Annotated in this window: 16 protein-coding genes; 11 read left to right on the top strand and 5 right to left on the bottom strand. The window is 34.3% G+C overall.

Annotation, left to right across the window (positions count from 1 at the left end):
• Positions 1-199 precede the first annotated feature (199 nt).
• From rny to ABD745_RS14985, 8 genes are all read left to right on the top strand, one after another.
• Complete coding sequence (gene rny, locus ABD745_RS15020) at positions 200-1,768, top strand: ribonuclease Y (protein WP_344831578.1); 1,569 nt, start codon at positions 200-202, stop codon at positions 1,766-1,768.
• Positions 1,769-1,848: 80 nt separating this feature from the next.
• Complete coding sequence (locus ABD745_RS15015) at positions 1,849-3,090, top strand: MFS transporter (RefSeq protein ID WP_344831576.1); 1,242 nt, start codon at positions 1,849-1,851, stop codon at positions 3,088-3,090.
• 174 nt (positions 3,091-3,264) lie between these two features.
• Positions 3,265-3,456, top strand: coding sequence for a hypothetical protein (locus ABD745_RS15010; protein WP_344831573.1), 192 nt, complete (start codon positions 3,265-3,267; stop codon positions 3,454-3,456).
• 264 nt (positions 3,457-3,720) lie between these two features.
• Positions 3,721-5,148, top strand: a complete 1,428-nt coding sequence (gene purB / locus ABD745_RS15005; RefSeq protein ID WP_344831570.1) for an adenylosuccinate lyase — start codon at positions 3,721-3,723, stop codon at positions 5,146-5,148.
• Between the two features lie 151 nt (positions 5,149-5,299).
• Positions 5,300-8,995: a phosphoribosylformylglycinamidine synthase gene (locus ABD745_RS15000; protein WP_344831567.1), complete on the top strand. Its 3,696-nt coding sequence runs from the start codon at positions 5,300-5,302 to the stop codon at positions 8,993-8,995.
• Positions 8,996-9,140: 145 nt separating this feature from the next.
• Positions 9,141-10,112: a LamG-like jellyroll fold domain-containing protein gene (locus ABD745_RS14995; protein WP_344831565.1), complete on the top strand. Its 972-nt coding sequence runs from the start codon at positions 9,141-9,143 to the stop codon at positions 10,110-10,112.
• 72 nt (positions 10,113-10,184) lie between these two features.
• Positions 10,185-10,568: a barstar family protein gene (locus ABD745_RS14990; protein WP_344831563.1), complete on the top strand. Its 384-nt coding sequence runs from the start codon at positions 10,185-10,187 to the stop codon at positions 10,566-10,568.
• Positions 10,569-10,594: 26 nt separating this feature from the next.
• Positions 10,595-10,927, top strand: coding sequence for a gamma-glutamylcyclotransferase family protein (locus ABD745_RS14985; protein ID WP_344831560.1), 333 nt, complete (start codon positions 10,595-10,597; stop codon positions 10,925-10,927).
• A 199-nt stretch (positions 10,928-11,126) separates the two neighbouring features.
• On the opposite strand, the gene ABD745_RS14980 is transcribed toward ABD745_RS14985, so the two are convergent.
• Positions 11,127-11,480, bottom strand: coding sequence for a diacylglycerol kinase family protein (locus ABD745_RS14980; RefSeq protein WP_344831555.1), 354 nt, complete (start codon positions 11,478-11,480; stop codon positions 11,127-11,129).
• A 202-nt stretch (positions 11,481-11,682) separates the two neighbouring features.
• On the opposite strand from ABD745_RS14980, the gene dnaN reads away from it, so the two are divergent.
• From dnaN to ABD745_RS14965, 3 genes are all read left to right on the top strand, one after another.
• On the top strand, positions 11,683-12,813 hold the full coding sequence (gene dnaN / locus ABD745_RS14975; protein ID WP_344831551.1) for a DNA polymerase III subunit beta: 1,131 nt from the start codon (positions 11,683-11,685) through the stop codon (positions 12,811-12,813).
• A 197-nt stretch (positions 12,814-13,010) separates the two neighbouring features.
• The gene (pheT, locus tag ABD745_RS14970; protein ID WP_344831548.1) at positions 13,011-15,413 is read left to right on the top strand and encodes a phenylalanine--tRNA ligase subunit beta; all 2,403 of its coding nucleotides are present in this window, start codon (positions 13,011-13,013) and stop codon (positions 15,411-15,413) included.
• 264 nt (positions 15,414-15,677) lie between these two features.
• Entirely contained in the window at positions 15,678-16,088 is a 411-nt protein-coding gene (locus ABD745_RS14965; protein WP_047398270.1) for an META domain-containing protein, read from the top strand.
• 46 nt (positions 16,089-16,134) lie between these two features.
• Here ABD745_RS14965 and ABD745_RS14960 read toward each other — a convergent pair whose 3' ends face one another.
• The 4 genes from ABD745_RS14960 to ABD745_RS14945 form a co-directional block, all read right to left on the bottom strand.
• Entirely contained in the window at positions 16,135-16,374 is a 240-nt protein-coding gene (locus ABD745_RS14960) for a hypothetical protein (RefSeq protein WP_002977986.1), read from the bottom strand.
• A gap of 38 nt (positions 16,375-16,412) precedes the next feature.
• Positions 16,413-17,732, bottom strand: coding sequence for a hypothetical protein (locus tag ABD745_RS14955; RefSeq protein ID WP_344831543.1), 1,320 nt, complete (start codon positions 17,730-17,732; stop codon positions 16,413-16,415).
• A 78-nt stretch (positions 17,733-17,810) separates the two neighbouring features.
• On the bottom strand, positions 17,811-18,701 hold the full coding sequence (locus ABD745_RS14950; RefSeq protein ID WP_344832333.1) for a 3-hydroxybutyryl-CoA dehydrogenase: 891 nt from the start codon (positions 18,699-18,701) through the stop codon (positions 17,811-17,813).
• A 23-nt stretch (positions 18,702-18,724) separates the two neighbouring features.
• A complete protein-coding gene (locus tag ABD745_RS14945) occupies positions 18,725-19,138 on the bottom strand; it encodes a hypothetical protein (protein ID WP_344831540.1) in 414 nt (137 codons plus the stop codon).
• Positions 19,139-19,153: the final 15 nt, after the last annotated feature.

Here is a 19,153-nt window from a genome sequence, read left to right as displayed (position 1 = left end):
TAATTCTAACACATTTAAGGTAAACTCAACGCTAAACAATTACCGAGCAAATGTCCAGTGAATGGCGTGCCGATTTATCGGATTACAGACAGTGGAAATCAGTTCAAATCGTGTTGATTAGGAGTTTACTCTCAATCCCTGGATTATTGTGGGCTTTTTTATTTAAAGATGTGAAGACAATTAAAACTCAATATAGATTATGACAACAGCCATTATAGTCGGCGTAATTTGCCTTGTAATTGGTGCAGTGATAGGAATACTTTTTTCCAAAAGTTCACTCAATACCAAGGGCAAGTTTATTATAGATGATGCAAAAAAGAATGCCGAAAACCTTATAGAAAAAGCTAACGTACAAGCCGAATCCATAAAGAAAGAAAAAAACCTTCAGGCTAAAGAAAAATTTTTAGAACTGAAATCCCAGCATGATGCAGATATCCAGTCTCGCGAAAAGAAAATGCAGGAGGTTGAAAAAAGGATCAAAGACAAAGAACACAAGCTGAATGACGAGCTTAGCAAGACAGGAAAACTTGAGAAAGATTTAGACAGACAAATTGCTGATTATTCTAAGAAAACAGAAATTTTAGACAAAAAACAACATGAATTAGATGTTGCAACAGCTAAAAAAGTTGAAATTTTAGAGAAGATTTCTAATTATTCTGCAGAAGAAGCAAAAGCTGAATTGGTAGAATCTTTAAAAGCAGAAGCAAAAACCAGAGCTCAGGCACACGTTCAGAGCATTATGGAAGAAGCTCAGTTAAATGCAAAAGGTGAAGCTAGAAAAATCGTTATTCAGACCATTCAGAGAATCGGAACTGAACAGGCGATCGAAAACTCAGTATCAGTTTTTAATATTGAATCTGATGAAGTAAAAGGAAGAATTATCGGTAGAGAAGGTAGAAATATACGTGCCTTGGAAGCGGTAACAGGTGTAGAAATTATCGTTGATGATACTCCTGAAGCTATTCTTCTTTCATGTTTCGACCCTGTAAGAAGAGAGATCGCAAGATTATCACTTCACAGATTGGTTACAGACGGTAGAATTCACCCTGCAAGAATCGAGGAAGTTGTAGAAAAAACAAGAAAACAAATCGAGGAGGAGATTATTGAAGTTGGTAAAAGAACAATTATCGATTTAGGAATACACGGCTTACACCCGGAATTGATTAAAATCGTGGGTAGAATGAAATATCGTTCTTCTTACGGACAAAACTTATTACAGCACTCAAGAGAAGTTGCAAATATTGCTGCAACGATGGCTGCTGAATTAGGATTAAACGTAAAATTAGCGAAAAGGGCAGGTCTATTACACGATATTGGTAAAGTTCCGGAGCAGGAATCTGAACTTCCTCACGCTTTATTAGGTATGCAGTGGGCTGAAAAGTATGGTGAAAATGCAGAGGTTGTGAATGCAATCGGAGCTCACCACGACGAAGTTGAAATGACTTCATTATTGTCTCCGATCATTCAGGTTGCCGATGCAATTTCAGGAGCAAGACCGGGAGCAAGACGTCAGGTTTTAGAATCTTATATCCAAAGATTGAAAGATCTTGAATCTGCGGCATTAAGTTTTGAAGGAGTTTCTTCAGCTTATGCAATTCAGGCAGGTAGAGAGTTGAGAGTAATGGTAGAAAGCGGTAAAGTAAATGATGAAGTAGCTTCTCAATTATCTTACGATATTTCTGAAAAAATCCAGAATGAATTGACTTATCCGGGACAAGTAAAAGTAACAGTAATCAGAGAAACGAGAGCTGTGAATATTGCAAGATAATAATCGAAAAAAGATATTTAATAAAAACCTTTCAAGAAATTGAAAGGTTTTTTATTTTTAGCAAAATTTAAAATTCCAAAATGCAAGAACTTTCTTTGTCTTCAAAAATGAGACTTATCTTTTCTATTCCTGTAATCATTGCTGCTTTAGGTTACTTTGTGGATATTTACGACCTGCTTTTGTTTGGTATTGTAAGAATCCCAAGTTTGAAAGCCTTAGGCTTAAATCCTGATGTCGACGGAACATTTATTCTTAATTGTCAAATGGTCGGATTACTTATTGGAGGGATTTTCTGGGGTATTTTCGGAGATAAGAAAGGAAGATTATCTGTTTTATTCGGATCAATCTTAGTATATTCTTTAGCAAATATTGCCTGTGGGTTTTTGCCTCATTTTCCAAAAGAGAATTTGGTGTATTCCTATGCAGGGTTAAGATTTATTGCAGGAATTGGACTTGCCGGAGAGCTTGGAGCAGGAATTACCCTTGTTTCTGAAAGTTTACCGAAGAATTTAAGAGCCATCGGAACTTCTGTTGTTGCCGGATTTGGATTAATGGGGGCCGTTGTGGCTCAATTAACCGTAGAATTGGCCGGAGGATGGAATATTTCATATATAATCGGTGGAGTTTTAGGAATTTTACTTTTATTTCTAAGAATCAGCGTTGCAGAATCCGGAATTTATAAGAATATTGAACACCAATCTGTCTCAAAAGGAAATTTTCTTTCATTTTTTACCAATAAAGATCGTTTAATAAGATATTTAAAATGTATAGCTGTTGGTTTGCCCACTTGGTACTGTATTGGAATTTTAGCGGTTTTAGCAAATCAATTTGCTCCCGAAATGGGAATCGAAAGTCTTAACCCCGGAAAAGCAATTATGTGGGCTTATGTAGGTATTTCTGTGGGTGATTTTACCAGTGGACTTATTTCTCACCTTTTAAAATCCAGGAAAATGGCGATTTTCTATATGTTGGCTTTCACTATTGTTGGTGTTGTGATAATGCTTTTCGGGAATACGGATACCGAGACCAAATATTATATTTTCTGCGTTTGGCTTGGCTTAGGAACAGGCTATTGGGCGATGTTCGTTACGTTAGCTGCAGAGCAGTTTGGGACGAATATCAGAAATACCGCAACGACAACCGTTCCGAATATGGTGCGTGGCTTGGTTCCGGTGATGATTTTTGGTTTTGATTTTTTTAAAACTAATTTTTCAGTGATTATCAGTGCCGCAATTGTAGGAATTATTGTGTTTGGTCTGGCATTTTATTCGTCTCTGACAATTTCTGAAACACACGATAAAGACCTTGAATTTATAGAATAATTATAAGTGTTTAAGAAATATTTAAGTAAGACTTTACGTTATAATACTAAATAAGGTCAACAAAATAAACAATTTATAAAATTTAATATTAAATTATGTGCTGAATAATTAATATTTGTTTAACTTTGAAAAGTAACTAAAACTAAATTTTAATAATCTCAAAAACCAAATCACATGCAAAATTTTTTGAAAAATGCTACAAAATTAAAAAAAGCCGATCTTAAGAACATTACAGGAGGTATAAGCGGAACTCCGGATCTTTCACTTTGCGGATGCGATTGCGCAGGATCTGTTACAGGTCCTAAATATTGTGTTCAGTACATGGCTTGTCCACAAGTTTATACTTGCGATCAGTCGGCGGTATAAAGAATTATTTCAACTTGAAATAAACATTTCCACATTTAATACGCAAAAACCTTTTGATTTTCAGAAGGTTTTTGTTATTAATATATTACAATGAAAAACTTCGGTGTGAAAAACATTAAAAATTTTAAAAAAATTATATAATAACTCTATCGATTAGAATGATATCTAAAAGAAGAAATGTGTAGTTGGAAAAATCAATAAAAGCAGGATTTTTATCTCTCACTGAAAAACCTTATTTTTGCATATCTAAAAGTAAAAGAAAGAATGAATTCCTACAAAAATCCATTGGAAGAGCGCTACTCCAGTGAAGAAATGTTATTTAACTTTTCACACAATAACAAATTCCAAAACTGGAGAAAACTTTGGATCGCTCTTGCTGAGATTGAAAAAGACCTTGGTCTTGAAATCACAGATGAGCAGATTGCAGAGTTGAAAGCTAATGCTGAAAATATCGATTATGAGAAAGCAGCTGAGTACGAGAAAAAATTCCGTCATGATGTAATGGCTCACGTTCACACTTACGGTGATGTAGCGCCTTCAGCAAAAGGGATTATACATTTAGGAGCTACTTCGGCTTTTGTAGGAGATAACACAGACTTAATTCAAATCCGTGACGGACTTTTAATTTTAAAGAAAAAGTTAGTCAACGTGATGAAAAATCTTTCGGATTTTGCCATTCAATATAAAGATCTTCCTACGTTAGGATTTACTCACTTCCAGCCGGCTCAGCTGACGACTGTTGGAAAAAGAGCCACACTTTGGTTACAAAGTTTAGTTCTTGATATTGAGGAACTTGACTTCTTTCTTGAAACTCTACGTTTTAGAGGAGTAAAAGGAACAACAGGAACTGCTGCAAGTTTCCTGGAGCTTTTTAATGGTGATTATTCTAAAGTAAAACATTTAGATAAAGAACTTTCAAAAAGATTCGGTTTTGAGAAAGTTTTCGGAGTTTCCGGACAGACTTACGACAGAAAAATTGATGCGAAAGTGGTGGCTTTATTAGGAAACATTGCTCAATCTGCACATAAATTCACCAACGATTTACGTCTTCTTCAAAATCTTAAAGAAATTGAAGAGCCATTCGAAAAAAATCAAATCGGTTCATCTGCAATGGCTTACAAACGGAATCCAATGAGAAGCGAAAGAATCGGAGCATTAGCGAAATATGTAATGTCTTTGACAACAAGTTCTGCAATGGTAGCTTCTACTCAATGGTTTGAAAGAACATTGGATGATTCTGCAAACAAAAGATTAACAATTCCTCAGGCATTTTTAGCGGTTGATGCGATTCTATTAATTTGGAATAATATCATGAACGGAATTGTAGTTTATCCGAACAGAATCAACAAGCACATTATGGAAGAACTTCCTTTTATGGCGACAGAATACATCATCATGGAAGAGGTGAAAGCTGGTGGCGACCGTCAGGAAATCCACGAAGTGATCAGAGTTCACTCAATGGAAGCTTCTAAACAGGTAAAAGAAGAAGGGAAGGAAAACGATTTGATTGAAAGAATCTTAAACGACCATTCTTTGAAGCTTGATAAATCAAAATTAAAAGAAGTTTTAGATCCTAAAAACTTTATCGGTTTTGCGCCGATTCAGACGGAAGAGTTCATTGCCAATGAAGTTCAGCCGATAATTGATGCAAACAAAGATCTGATAGGTTTGGAGGCTGATCTTAAAGTATAAATCATATGCAGTCTTTTCGGCTGCATATTTTTTGTGTTTGTCATTCTGAATGTATCAAAGCGAAATAAAGAATCTCTATTCTATATAGATTTCTCTTGCCTCAAAATGACAATTTAAATTAAAAATAAATCTAATAAATATCTGACATCTAATGTCTAATAACAAAAGAATTTTCGTAGAAAAAAGAGGAATTTTCGATGTAGAAAGTCCAAAAATTTTTGATGAAGTAAAAGCGGTTGTTCCGTCAATCCAAAGTGTGAAAGTATACAATGTGTATGATATTTTCAATTTGAATGACGGTGAATTCGAAAAGGTTGTTAACAGCACTTTCGTAGACCCTGTTACTGATATTTTGCATGAAGAAAATCCTGCGCAAGGAATCCATTTTGCAATGGAATTTTTGCCGGGACAGTACGATCAGCGTGCCGATTCTGCCCAACAATGTATCGCTTTACTGACTGAAAATGAAAAGTCTAAAGTGAGAAGTGGAAAATTGATCGAGTTTGAAGGTGTTTCTGAAGGAGATTTAGCTAAAATCAAAGATCTTCTGATCAATAAAGTAGAGTCTCAGCAAAAAGATTTATCTGTTTTGGATATTCCTGCGGATGAAACTCCGTCAAAGGTTTTAATCCACGAAAATTTCATCAATTTTGATAATATTCAGCTTGAAGAATTCTTTAACAATCATGGTTTTGCATTAGGTTTAGATGATTTAAAATTCATTCAGGAATATTTTAAAACTGAAAAAAGAAATCCTACAGAAACAGAATTAAAAGTTTTAGACACCTATTGGAGTGACCACTGTCGTCACACAACTTTCGAAACGGAGTTGTCAAATATCGAATTTGAAGGACAGTTTAAACATACATTGGAAACCATTTTCAATGATTATATCGAAAAAAGAAAATTCTTAGGACGTGAGCTTAAACCAATTTCCTTAATGGATTTGGCGACAGTTTGCGGAAGATATTTCCATAAAACAGGCAACTTGGAGAATTTGGTGGTTTCTGACGAGATCAATGCCTGTACGATCCAGATTGAAGCTGAATACGATGGTAAAAAAGAACCTTGGTATTTATTATTTAAAAATGAAACCCACAATCACCCGACAGAAATTGAACCTTTTGGAGGTGCTTCAACTTGTTTAGGTGGTGCAATCAGAGATCCTTTGTCCGGACGTTCTTACGTTTTCCAGGCGATGAGATTGACGGGTGCTGCTGATGTTTTGGAATCGGTTGATAAAACGTTACCGGGTAAATTACCTCAAAAAACAATCACAAAACAGGCGGCAAACGGCTATTCTTCTTACGGTAACCAAATCGGTTTGGCGACTACAATGGTTTCTGAAATCTATGATGAAGGCTACAAAGCAAAGAGAATGGAAGTTGGTTTCGTAACTGGCGCAGTTCCTGTGGATTGGGTAAGACGTGAAAAACCAGAAGCGGGTGATTCTATTATCATTTTAGGGGGTGCAACAGGTCGTGACGGTGTTGGTGGAGCGAGCGGAAGTTCAAAAGAGCAGGACGAAACTTCGATTCACACAATGAGTTCTGAAGTTCAGAAAGGAAATGCGGTTGAAGAACGTAAAATCCAGAGATTATTCAGAAATCCAGAGGTAACAAGATTAATTAAAAAATCTAATGACTTCGGAGCTGGAGGTGTTTCCGTAGCAATCGGTGAAATCGCTGATTCTTTGGAAGTTAATTTAGATGTTTTACCATTAAAATATGAAGGTTTGAACGGAACCGAGCTTGCTATTTCTGAATCTCAGGAAAGAATGGCGGTTGTGGTTGAACCAAAAGATAAAGAACAGTTCATCAAATTCTGTGAAGCTGAAAATATTGTGGCTGTTGAGGTTGCAAAAGTGACAGATTCAGGAAGAATGCAGATGTTCTGGAAAGGCGATAAAATTGTTGATCTTTCAAGAGCATTTTTAGATACGAACGGTTGTTCAAAAAGTCAGGAAGTTAAAATTACTCATCTTAATGAAGTAAAAGAAGAAACTCAGTCATTTAATGAAGAGAATTTCTTAAAAATATTAAGTGATAAAAATGTTGCCTCTCAAAAAGGTTTGTTGGAAATGTTCGATTCTTCTATCGGTGCGACTACGGTTGCGATGCCTTTAGGTGGAAAATATCAGCAGACTTTGATGGAAGGAAGTGTTCAGACATTACCAATTATCGGAGCAAAAAATATTGAAACGGTTTCTTTGGCGAGTTGGGGATTTGATGCAGAGATTTCTAAGCAGAATTCTTTGTTGGGATCTTCTTACGCAGTTGTAGAAAGTGTAGCGAAAATCGTTGCGATGGGTGGCGATTACAAAAATATAAGATTTAGTTTCCAGGAATATTTCGAGAAATTAGGTCAGAATCCAGAAAAATGGGGGAAACCTTTAGCTTCTTTGTTAGGAGCTTATGATGCTCAGATTAATTTCGGTTTGGCGGCTATCGGAGGAAAAGATTCAATGAGTGGAACGTATCAGGATCTGAATGTTCCGCCAACGTTGATTTCTTTTGCTTGTGCGAATGGAGAAAAGAAAAATATTATCTCTCCTGAATTTAAAAATGCAGGAAATAAAGTGTATTTCTTCAATCATATCGCTCAGGAAAACGGACTCCCGAATTATGACAGTTTAAAAGCTGTTTTTGAATTCATTTTCGAAAATATCAAAGCTGGGAAAATCGTTTCTGTAAAAACGGTTAAAGAAGGTGGAGTTGCAGTTGCTTTGGCAAAAATGAGCTTCGGAAACAGATTAGGTGCTGAAATCACAGTTGATGAGAAAGTATTATTAACCAAAAACATTGGTAGCTTAATTATTGAGTCTAAAGAAGAATTAAGTTCTACAAATCTTCAATTGATTGGTCAGGTTGTTGCGGATGAGGTTTTAACGATCAACAATCAACCGACAGCGATCAACAAACTTTTAGCAGCAAATACCAATACATTTGAAAATCTTTTCCCGACAGTTGAAAAAGAAAAATTGACGGTTGAAATTGATGAGAAATTAAACTCAATCAACCCAAGAAATATTATCATTAAAAAACACGGAATCGCTCAGCCAAAAGTATTCGCACCGGTTTTCCCGGGAACAAACTGCGAATATGATACGCTGAATGCTTTCGCAAAAGAAGGTGCGGTTGTCAAAAGCTTACCTTTAATTAATATCAATCACCAATTATTGGATGAAAGTATTGATGCGTGGGTAGAAGAAATCAGAACTTCTCAGATTTTAGCATTCTCAGGAGGTTTTTCTGCGGGTGATGAACCGGATGGTTCTGCAAAATTCATCGTGAATGTGTTGAAAAACGAGAAGATGAAAAACGCCGTTCACGAATTGTTAGACAGAGACGGAATGATCATCGGTATCTGTAACGGTTTCCAGGCGTTGGTTAAATCTGGATTGTTACCTTACGGACGAATCAAAGATTTGGATGAAAATTCTCCGACATTGGCTCACAATGCGATCAGAAGACACATTTCCCAGATGGTGAATGTAAGAGTGGTGAATGATGAATCGCCTTGGTTAAAAGGAATGAAAGATCAAGTGTTCACGATCCCGATTTCTCATGGGGAAGGTCGTTTCATGGCTTCGAAAGCGGAAATTCAGAAGTTGTACGAAAACGGACAGATTGCAACGCAATACTTAGATTTAGATGGAAACATCGCTCACGGAATGCCTTTCAATCCAAATAATTCACTGTTCGGAATTGAAGGAATTACAAGTTCGGACGGAAAAATCTACGGTAGAATGGGACACCCGGAACGTTTTACAGAAGGGTTGATGAAAAACATTCCAACTGCGAATTACCACAACATATTCAAAAATGGAGTGGAATATTTCAAGTAAAATGAAATAAAATTTCAATATAAAAAAGGATTCGGATATAATATTATTCGAATCCTTTTTTTATATTATTTATTACTAAATTATTTAGCCTGAATGTTTCTATTGCTTGTTTTTTTACTAATTTTGGTTCATAAAACTTTTGATTATGTTAAAAAACTACTACCTATTATTTTTCTCATTTTTTACAATGATTTTCGCGCAGGCTCAGTCCGGAAATGCGCTGGATTTTGATGGTGCCAATGATTATGTTGCCTTCAATGTTCCTACTATGTTTAACAATGTTGCTACTCAGGATTTTACCATAGAAGCAAGAATAAAACCAACTGTTTTTGCTACTAACCGTGTATTTTTTGTACAGACAAGCAATTCGAACTATGTAAGTATTTTGATAAGTGGTGCTGGAATTATTTATGTTTATATAAGTGGAACTAATAATTTTATGGTTTCAAATCCGCTTACTTTAAATGCATGGAATCATATTGCAATTGTAAGGTCTGCGGCTCTCGATACTACAAAGATTTATCTTAATGGTGTTTCGGAAACTCTATTAGGAGGTGGTACTACATCTTGGGGAACTGCAAATTTAATGTCTTTTGGAGCAAAAACAGATGGTTCACAGCTATTTAAAGGAACGATGGATGAATTCAGAATTTGGAATATCGAAAGAACACAAAGCCAAATTACTGCCAATATGAATAATTCACTCGTATTGCCACAGACAGGATTAGTTTCTTATTATAAATTTAATCAGGGAATTGCGAACGGAAATAACCCAACTGTTACTACTCTTAATGATGAATTTAATACTGTAAACGGTACTTTATTGAATTTTGCTTTAACAGGAACGACATCCAATTGGGTGGGAACAAGTACTTTATCTGTAAAAGATGTTAGTAATAATTCATCTTTTTCATTAGCACCAAATCCGGCTGAAAACGAAATAAAGATCTCAGGATTAAAGCAAAAAACAGCATACAAGATTTTTAATGCAGCAGGACAGCTTATTAAAACTGGTGATGTAGAGAAAGAAAATAATATTATTAAAGTATCAGAATTAAATACAGGAGTTTATTTTATTAATTTAGATAATGAAAAGATAAAGTTCATTAAAAAGTAAGTTTCAAAATATACAGAAAAGAGTCAAGAATCAAAATTGACTCTTTTTTATGTTGAAATTTGAAATTCAATTATGAAAAATGAAAATTTAAATAAAGAAATGACTGTCATCAATGGTAGTCATTTTTCAGATCTGGAAGGTTTTTACGAAGAAATTTCCCAACTTTTCATGAAAGATAAAGATTGGGAAGTCGGGACTTTGGATGGCTTCGATGATGTTTTGTATGGAATTGATTCAAATATAACTTGGAGGAATTCCCAGAAATCAAAAGAAGATTTAGGTTTTAGTTTAACTAAAGAATTCTACGAGAATAAAATCCAAATTGGAAAACCCTTCAACATAGAATTAATTCAACAAAAACTGGGTGAATTGATTGATGGAAACGGACAAACCTTATTTGAAATTTTAATTGAAATTATAGAATCTCATAAAAATATTACGTTAATTTTGGATTGATTTTATTTTTAAAACCAATTTTATCAATGCCTAATTTATTTTCCTATGGAACACTACAAAAAGAACAAGTTCAAATCGAAACTTTCGGAAGAATTTTACAAGGAGAAAAAGATATTCTAACAGGATATAAACTTGAAATGTTGGAAATCACCGATCCCGAAGTTTTGAGAAAAAGTAATCAAAAATATCACCCTATTTTGGAATTTTCAGGAAATGTTAAAGATGAAGTTGAAGGAGTTTTATTTGAAGTCACTGACGAAGAAATTCTTCAGGCTGATGAATATGAAGTGGATGATTATAAAAGAATTGAAACGGTTTTTAAATCTGGGAAAAAAGGGTTTATTTATGTAGGGAACTGATTTTCTAAACACAAATAACACTAATTTTTTCACAAATGCCTCAAGAAAATAAACATAATTATCTGTGGAATCTGTGAACAGGAGTTCTTTTTGTCATTCAGAGCGGAACAAAGTGGCGCGTAGAATCTCAACTGTATTTTTGTAAATTGTTTTGATAATATTTGCTTAGATTCCTCCGGAATGACAAGTATTATGGGTATTAAAAAATATATTTCCAGTAAACCAAAATTCCCACAACAATAGAAGCAATCGCCATCAAAATAACAGCTCCGGCAGAAATATCCTTAATAAAACCAATCCTTTTGTCAAATTCAGGTTGAATGATATCGCAAATTTTTTCAATAGCGGTATTAAAAATTTCAGCACTCAGAACCCCGAAAGAAACAATTAAAACTAAAATTGTATCAATTGTTGAAAGCTTTAAATAAAAAATCAGAAAGACATTAATAAAAAATGCCAAAAGCTCAAGCTGAAAATTTCTTTCACTTTTAATCATCAGGAAAACACCTCGGAAAGCATTAAAAAAACTCTTATAAATGGGTGGTTTTCGCATTGTGAAAAGATTATTTACAAATATAATTATTTGCTTGAAGAAAATCCTTATCTTTAGTGCATTATGATATTTTTGGATATCAGAAAAAATGGAGTGGAAGTGGTTATGAAATTCTTTTGATCGTTTTGTTAATAACTCTCAGGATTATTCTTTTCCATCTATTTTCTATTTATTATATTTGTAAAAATTTATTTTTAAATCTATGAAATTTATTATTTCAAGTGGTGAACTGCAGAAGGCTTTGCAAACTGTAAGTGGCGTAATATCAAGCTCTCAATCGAGACCGATTTTAGAAAACTATCTTTTTGAATTAGAAGGAAATAATGTTACCATTACAGCATCCGATGGAGAGACGACTCTTGTGACGACTCTTGATGTGAAGTCTGATGATTCAGGGAAATTTGCTGTTCCTGCCAAGATTTTTCAGGATTTTATCAAGACTTACGGAGAACAGCCTTTAACTTTGGCGGTGAAAGATAATGCGGAAGGTACGGGAAGTCAGCTTGAGATTTTAGATGAAAAAGATAACTTCGCAGTAGCATTAGACAACGCAGACGATTACCCGGAATTACCGGAATTTGATGCTTCTCAGAGTGTTACAATGCCTGCAGGAGTTTTATCTGAAGCGCTTACCAATACGCTTTTTGCAACAAGTAATGACTCTCTTCGTCCTGTAATGACGGGAGTTTTGTTTCAGTTTGGAGAAAATGAAACCAACTTTGTTTCCACAGATTCTCACAGATTGGTTGTCTATAAAAGAATGGATTTGATGAATGCCGAGCCAATGGAATTTATCATGCCTAAAAAACCTTTGAACATTTTCAAAAATATTTTAGCAAGTTCAAACGAAGACGTGAAGATCGATTTCAACGAGAACATGGCTAAATTTACTTTTGGTAAACATATCTGGATCTGCAGACTGATCGACGGAAAATATCCTAATTATACTGCGGTAATTCCAAAAGAAAACCCGAATGTACTGACAATCAACAGGAATCTTTTGCTGGGAGCAATTAAGAGAGCTTCTATCATGTCAAACAAATCTACCAATCAGGTACGATTTAAGTTGTCTGCAAACATTCTTCACCTTCACGCAGAAGATACAGAATATGCAAACAAAGCGGATATGCAGATTCCTTGTGATTATAACGGAGAAGATATCAACATCGGATTTAGCTCTAAGTTTTTAACGGAAATGTTGACAATTCTTGGTTCAGACGATATCACAATGAAAATGTCTCAGCCAAACAGACCGGGAATTATTGAACCTCTTGATGGTCTTGAAGAAAACGAAAATATATTAATGTTATCAATGCCGGTAATCGGATTGTAATATTTAAAATAATAAAAATAGGAGGTTTTGATTTTTCAGAACCTCTTTTTGTTTTTAATAAGTAAAATTTAACAAAACTATTTGTTTTAAGTTTGTTCTAAATTTCTGTATTTCTCAAAAAAACACGACATTTGTAGGCTTAAAACTGTACAATTAAAATTGTATAAAAATTCAAATAAATTTTCAAAATATATCAGATGAAAATATCAAACAACTGGCTTAAAGACTATATCAAAACAGAATTAAAAACTGAAAGAATCGGTGAGTTTCTTACAGATATTGGTCTTGAGGTTGAAGGGATAGAAAAATTTGAAAGCATAAAAGGCAGCCTGGAAGGAATTGTTGTAGGTAAGGTTTTAACTTGCGAAAAACATCCGAATGCAGACAAATTGAAGAAAACAACAGTAGATGTAGGAAACGGAAAGGTGTTGAACATCGTTTGTGGAGCTCCGAATGTTGAGGCTGGACAAACTGTTCCCGTGGCTGTTGTTGGAACTAAAATCTATGATAAAACCGGAAACTTTTTTGAAATAAAAGAAGCAAAAATCAGAAGTGAAATTTCTCAGGGGATGATTTGTGCTGAAGATGAGCTTGGTCTTAGTGATGATCATGGCGGAATCATGGTTTTAGACGAAGAAAAGTTCGAAGTTGGAAAAAATTTCGCTGATTATTTTGAGCTGACAAACGATGAGGTGTTGGAAATCGGATTAACGCCAAACAGAACCGACGCAATGTCTCATTATGGTGTTGCAAGAGATTTGTATGCTTATCTTTTAACAAACAAGCAGAAATCTGAGTTTGAAAAAGTATCTTCAGTTGTTTTGAATAACGAAGGTTCTCATGATTTCAAATTAGAAGTGGAAGATGCGGAACTATGCCCAAGATATATCGGAGCAGTGATTGAAGATGTGAAAGTGGCAGATTCTCCGGCTTGGCTGAAAGACAGATTAAAAGCGATAGGATTAAGTCCGATTAATAATGTTGTAGATATTACAAATTATATTCTTCATGGCTTCGGACAACCGCTTCACGCTTTTGATGCAGATAAAATTGCAGATAAAACAGTAAAAGTCGGGACTGTAAAAGAAGGAACAAAATTCACGACTTTGGATGGTGTTGAAAGAACTTTGAATGGTTCTGAAATCATGATCAAAGACGGAAAAGATAACCCGATGTGTATTGCCGGAGTTTTCGGTGGTGCGAATTCCGGAGTTTCTGCAGAAACAAAAACTATTTTCCTGGAAAGTGCTTATTTTAATCCGGTTGCGGTAAGAAAAGGGGCAAAATTCCATGGATTGAATACGGATGCTTCTTTCAGATTCGAAAGAGGTGTTGACCCCAATATTACAAGAACAGCAATTACTCACGCTATTAAAATGATTCAGGAATTAGCTGAAGGAAAATTAGTAGGAGAGTTGTTGGAAGAATATCCGAAGAAAATCGAAGACAATTATGTGATCATCAGATTTTCAAAAATCGAACAGATTTTAGGAACAAAAATTCACAGAGAGAAAGTAAAGGAAATTTTGAAAGCGTTGGAAATTCAGGTTTTAAATGAAATTCAAAACGGTTTGGAAATCTCTGTGCCGGCTTACAGAGCAGATGTAACGAGAGAAATTGACGTTATTGAGGAGATTTTAAGAATTTACGGATACAATAAAATTGATGCTCCGCAAAAGATTTCGTTCACTCCGGTAAAATTGAGCGCTCAAGATCAGGATGAGCTGGAAAACAACTGGGCAAGAACTTTACAAAGCCTAGGTTTCAACGAAGTAATGAACAATTCATTGACTTCTGTAAAAGATGAAACGGATGCTGTAAAATTGTTAAATCCTTTGAGTAACGATTTAGCATTTATGAGAAAGTCTTTATTGGAAGGGCTTTTACAAAATGCAATCTACAATATCAACAGAAAAAATCAGGACATTAAGTTCTTCGAATTCGGGAAAATTTATCATAAAAGAGAAAAATACGAGGAAAGAAAGCAATTGGCGATCCTTGTTTCCGGAAGAGAAGTTGCAGAAAACTGGTTGCAGCCAAAATCTGCTACAAGTTTCTATAATTTAAAGGCTTATGTTAAAGTTTTATTAGAAAAATTAGCGATTGATTATAAAGAAGTTGCTTTATCTGATGAAAGATTCTCTGATGCACTGGCTTATGAAGCTGACGGAAAAGCTTTGGTAAGAATAGGAAAAGTTGCTCCTCAGATGCTGAAGGATTTTGATATCGATCAGGATTGTTTCTATGCAGAAATCGAGTTGGAATATGCTCAGGAATTACGTTCTAAAAACGAATTGAAATTTAAGGATATTCCTAAATTTAACAAGATCAGAAGAGATTTGGCATTGCTAATTGATAAAAATGTGAATTACGAAGATCTTTATCAGACAGCTAAAAAGAATAAATCTCCATACATTAAGAATATCAATTTATTTGATGTTTATGAAGGGAAAAATCTTCCTGAAGGTAAAAAGTCTTATGCGATGAGTTTTGAGCTTTTAAATGAAGAAAAAACATTGGAAGAGAAAGAAATTACAGCTGTAATGGATTCTTTAATTAAATCTTTCCAAAAAGAATTCAACGCAGAATTGAGAGGTTAATTATCATTAAAATTATATAAAACGGGCTGTTTGAGTCCGTTTTTTTTGTAAAATAGTTTCTAAAAATCTTCAATTTTGCAAAACTTACTACATAGATTTCTAGGGAATGATAAATATGGTTGAAATTTTTTTTTAGTTTCATAATATTTATGAAAAATATTCATGATTTTTTGTTTAAAAAGGATTTTTAAAAACAATAAAATCCTCTGAAAACCGTTCAGATAATAATATTTCCGTAAATTTGGTTTAATCAAAAAGAAAAAAATGAAAAATCTTTTTTTAAGTATGTGTACAGCAGCAGTTTTGGTTTCTTGTGGAGCAATGTCGGGTTCTTCCGCTTCAAAAGTCGGTAAAGCTCAACCTTCTCTTGCGGGTACAAAATGGGCTTTGGCTGATAATGTGAAAGGAAAAATTCCTACATTGAATATTGAAGGAGAAAAAATCAGCGGAAATGCAGGATGCAACAATTACTTTGGTACAGCTACAGTAGATACTTCTACAGGTAATTTTGCTGCCGGACAAATGGGTTCTACAAGAATGGCTTGCGACAATATGAGCGTGGAAAAGAACTTTATGGATATGATGGGAAAAGCTAATAAATATGTGGTGACCGGAAATGTCCTCGAATTATACAAAGACAATCTTTTATTATTGAAATTCAATAAAGCTGAATAAAACAAAAGGAACTCGATTGAGTTCCTTTTTTATGTTTAGATTGTTATTAATCTTCCTCTTCCTCGTCGTACTTAGCCAACTCTTCATCACACCATTTGAACGCAGCTTCTACCACTTTTGTAGCCTCATCTGCCATAGTTTCTTCATCATCACCTTCCAAATCATCTAACCACTCAACTTCTTCTTCCTCAACGTTTAAGATAAATCTTGGGTATTCAGTGTGAACTACGAATAGATCTTCTGGAAATTCCGAATTATCTGCTAATAAAAACTTTGGTAATTTCATTTTTCTAATGTTTTAACTTTGAATCAAAGATAATAAAATTATTGATATTTGTTCTTGTCGATCCTAATTTTTTGCAAAACTTTATACCTTGTTAATGTGGTTTTCTGCAAAGTGTCTTTCGGCCTGAAAGTCAGGTGAATATCAGGATTTATTGTACTTATTAACTCGGCGACTTGTATCTTGTCAAGATCTTCTGTGGTTTCCAGATAAAACTGTAAAGGAACTTTGTCAAGGTTTTCGGATTTTAAAAACTGAGTCATTTCTTTTCTGTTTTCAAGATAGTTTCCTTTTGAAAGCCATGTAAAAAGCATTCCTGAGATAATACTTAAAAATCCTATTACATAAACCTTAAGATCAAACAGTTGAAATAGTTTCCTGAAATAAATCAACCATATCGGAAGGCTAAAAGGAGCCATCAATCTGTAATCTATTGCATTGACAGGATAAACGTATTGAACAAAATAAGAACAGATAATTCCTGCAATACTTACAAAAACAAAGAAATATTCTGTCTCTGAAAGTTTATATTTCACAAAAAGATAAATGATTAATAGGATGTTCAAAAAACCGATTCCATAAATAGCATAATTAATGGTTCCTCCTCCGGGATTTGCAATATGAATAAACGGATTGAAGGTCGTACATAATCCCTGAAACAGTTCAACCAACAATTTTGAAGTGGGATATAAACCTATTGTCAAGGCATCTTTTACATAGTTTTCATTAAAATAATCAATGAATAATAATTTATATAAAACCACAAAAATACCACCAATAATACCCGAAATGAAGAAGACGGACGAATATTTTTTCTTCCGGAAAACCAATCCGAAAAGTCCGGTTCCACCAATAATGAAAAGCGAACTGTATCTGATATTGTAAAGCGCAATCAGGCTTAATGACAGATAAAAAATGGCTTTTCTCTTCTCCAATTTTCCTTCAATAATCAATGATGAAATGTATAGAAAAAGTACTACAAAAGGCAATATCAGAGCTTCACTCATCGTATAAGAAAAGATTGAAAGAAAGCTGAATAAAGCACATAAAAGAATAGATTCTTTAAAGAAAAACTTTTTTTTCCAGGTAAAAAAAATAATGGAAAGAAAAGCTGAAATTCCGATTATCTTACTGCCCCAAAATTCATCAAAACCGAAAAAAGTAAAGAATTTTATACTTAAAGGATATCCTAAAGGAGTCGTTGTGTTATCGATCGTCGGAAAAACATGCGCAAACCTCATGTATCGAATAGAATCAGGATTTGTGCGCCCTTTTTCATTGAGTAAAAAACGCAAAATGGTCATCACTAAAGTAATGATGACCAATAATATCTGAATATATTTTTCTTTAAATTTTATCAAGGTTGCTGTTATTAAATTATAGATTGGATATTTAACACCCAAATTTATAATTTATAACCCAAAACTCATAACTTAAAATTATTTTGAAAACATTTTAGCCACTTTTTCTGCTTTTTTGCTTTCAGAGTAGTCGTAGAAACCTTCTCCTGATTTTACACCTAATTTTCCGGCCATTACCATGTTGACTAATAATGGATTCGGTGCATATTTAGGGTTTTTGAAACCGTCGTACATTACATTCAAGATCGCTAAACAAACGTCCAGACCGATAAAATCTGCCAGTTGAAGTGGTCCCATCGGATGTGCCATTCCCAATTTCATTACCGTATCGATTTCTTCAACACCTGCAACACCGTTGTAAAGTGTTTCAATCGATTCGTTGATCATCGGCATTAAAATTCTGTTGGCAACGAATCCCGGGTAATCATTCACTTCTACAGGAACTTTTCCTAACGTTTTGCTCATCTCGTAAATAGAGTCAAAAGTTTCTTTAGAAGTAGAATAACCTTTGATGATTTCAACCAGTTTCATGATCGGAACAGGATTCATAAAGTGCATTCCAATTACTTTATCAGCTCTTTTTGTAGCCGCAGCAATTTTAGTGATCGAAATAGACGATGTATTTGTTGCCAAAATACAGTTTTCAGGAGCAAATTCGTCCATCTGACCGAAAATTTTCAATTTCAGTTCCTGATTTTCAGTAGCCGCTTCTACGATAAGATCAGCCGATCCAACTGCGTCCTGAAGTGTCGTGAAAGTGGTGATATTTCCTAGTGTTTCAGCCTTTTTTTCTTCTGTAAGGTTTCCCTTTGCAATTATCCTGTCAAGATTGGTAGTAATGGTTTTCAAACCTCTGTCTAAATTAGCTTGAGATACATCTACCAAGTTTACTTTAAACCCGCTTTGTGCGAAAGTATGTGCAATACCATTTCCCATGGTTCCTGCTCCGATAACTACAATGTTTTGAATCATTTTTCCTTATTTAATTTTAATTATTTATTCTTGAGTAGAGTTAAATTTCTTGCGTTGGAAAGATCAGCTTTTTTTACCATTTGGGTTTCATCAAAACTTACATTTCCGTCTCTGTTGGGCTTTCTTGTTCTGTTTTGTCCATTAACGGCAGCTTTTAAACCTTCTACAAATTTAATTTTCTGTGTTTTAGAAAATCCGTCGGTTCCGATGTAGATATTAAATTCCCCTTCTCTTCCCAAACCGTTTTGTCTGTAAGTTTCGAAGTTTTTTATCTTATTCTTTTTCTGAAACCAGGTAATAAAATCCATCACAGGTTTATCAGACGGAGTTCCGCAACAAATACTGTGATAGCCGACCTGTAAATAGTTTTCATTCTTTTGGGCAAAGAATAATACTGAGCTGAATAATCCTATTGTTAATAATATTTTTTTCATTTTTAATGGTTTTAA

The sequence above is a fragment of the Chryseobacterium ginsenosidimutans genome (assembly GCF_039536845.1).
Classification (GTDB): domain Bacteria; phylum Bacteroidota; class Bacteroidia; order Flavobacteriales; family Weeksellaceae; genus Chryseobacterium; species Chryseobacterium ginsenosidimutans_B.
The sequence above is the reverse complement of the archived record's forward strand: the minus strand, read 5'-3'. Positions and strand labels throughout refer to the sequence as shown.

What these genes read in the sequence shown, in the direction of transcription:
- rny (WP_344831578.1), top strand. Translation starts at nt 200, where the DNA reads ATGACAACAGCCATTATAGTCGGCGTAATTTGCCTTGTAATTGGTGCA.
- ABD745_RS15015 (WP_344831576.1), top strand. Translation starts at nt 1,849, where the DNA reads ATGCAAGAACTTTCTTTGTCTTCAAAAATGAGACTTATCTTTTCTATT.
- ABD745_RS15010 (WP_344831573.1), top strand. Translation starts at nt 3,265, where the DNA reads ATGCAAAATTTTTTGAAAAATGCTACAAAATTAAAAAAAGCCGATCTT.
- purB (WP_344831570.1), top strand. Translation starts at nt 3,721, where the DNA reads ATGAATTCCTACAAAAATCCATTGGAAGAGCGCTACTCCAGTGAAGAA.
- ABD745_RS15000 (WP_344831567.1), top strand. Translation starts at nt 5,300, where the DNA reads ATGTCTAATAACAAAAGAATTTTCGTAGAAAAAAGAGGAATTTTCGAT.
- ABD745_RS14995 (WP_344831565.1), top strand. Translation starts at nt 9,141, where the DNA reads ATGTTAAAAAACTACTACCTATTATTTTTCTCATTTTTTACAATGATT.
- ABD745_RS14990 (WP_344831563.1), top strand. Translation starts at nt 10,185, where the DNA reads ATGAAAAATGAAAATTTAAATAAAGAAATGACTGTCATCAATGGTAGT.
- ABD745_RS14985 (WP_344831560.1), top strand. Translation starts at nt 10,595, where the DNA reads ATGCCTAATTTATTTTCCTATGGAACACTACAAAAAGAACAAGTTCAA.
- ABD745_RS14980 (WP_344831555.1), bottom strand. Translation starts at nt 11,480, where the DNA reads ATGCGAAAACCACCCATTTATAAGAGTTTTTTTAATGCTTTCCGAGGT.
- dnaN (WP_344831551.1), top strand. Translation starts at nt 11,683, where the DNA reads ATGAAATTTATTATTTCAAGTGGTGAACTGCAGAAGGCTTTGCAAACT.
- pheT (WP_344831548.1), top strand. Translation starts at nt 13,011, where the DNA reads ATGAAAATATCAAACAACTGGCTTAAAGACTATATCAAAACAGAATTA.
- ABD745_RS14965 (WP_047398270.1), top strand. Translation starts at nt 15,678, where the DNA reads ATGAAAAATCTTTTTTTAAGTATGTGTACAGCAGCAGTTTTGGTTTCT.
- ABD745_RS14960 (WP_002977986.1), bottom strand. Translation starts at nt 16,374, where the DNA reads ATGAAATTACCAAAGTTTTTATTAGCAGATAATTCGGAATTTCCAGAA.
- ABD745_RS14945 (WP_344831540.1), bottom strand. Translation starts at nt 19,138, where the DNA reads ATGAAAAAAATATTATTAACAATAGGATTATTCAGCTCAGTATTATTC.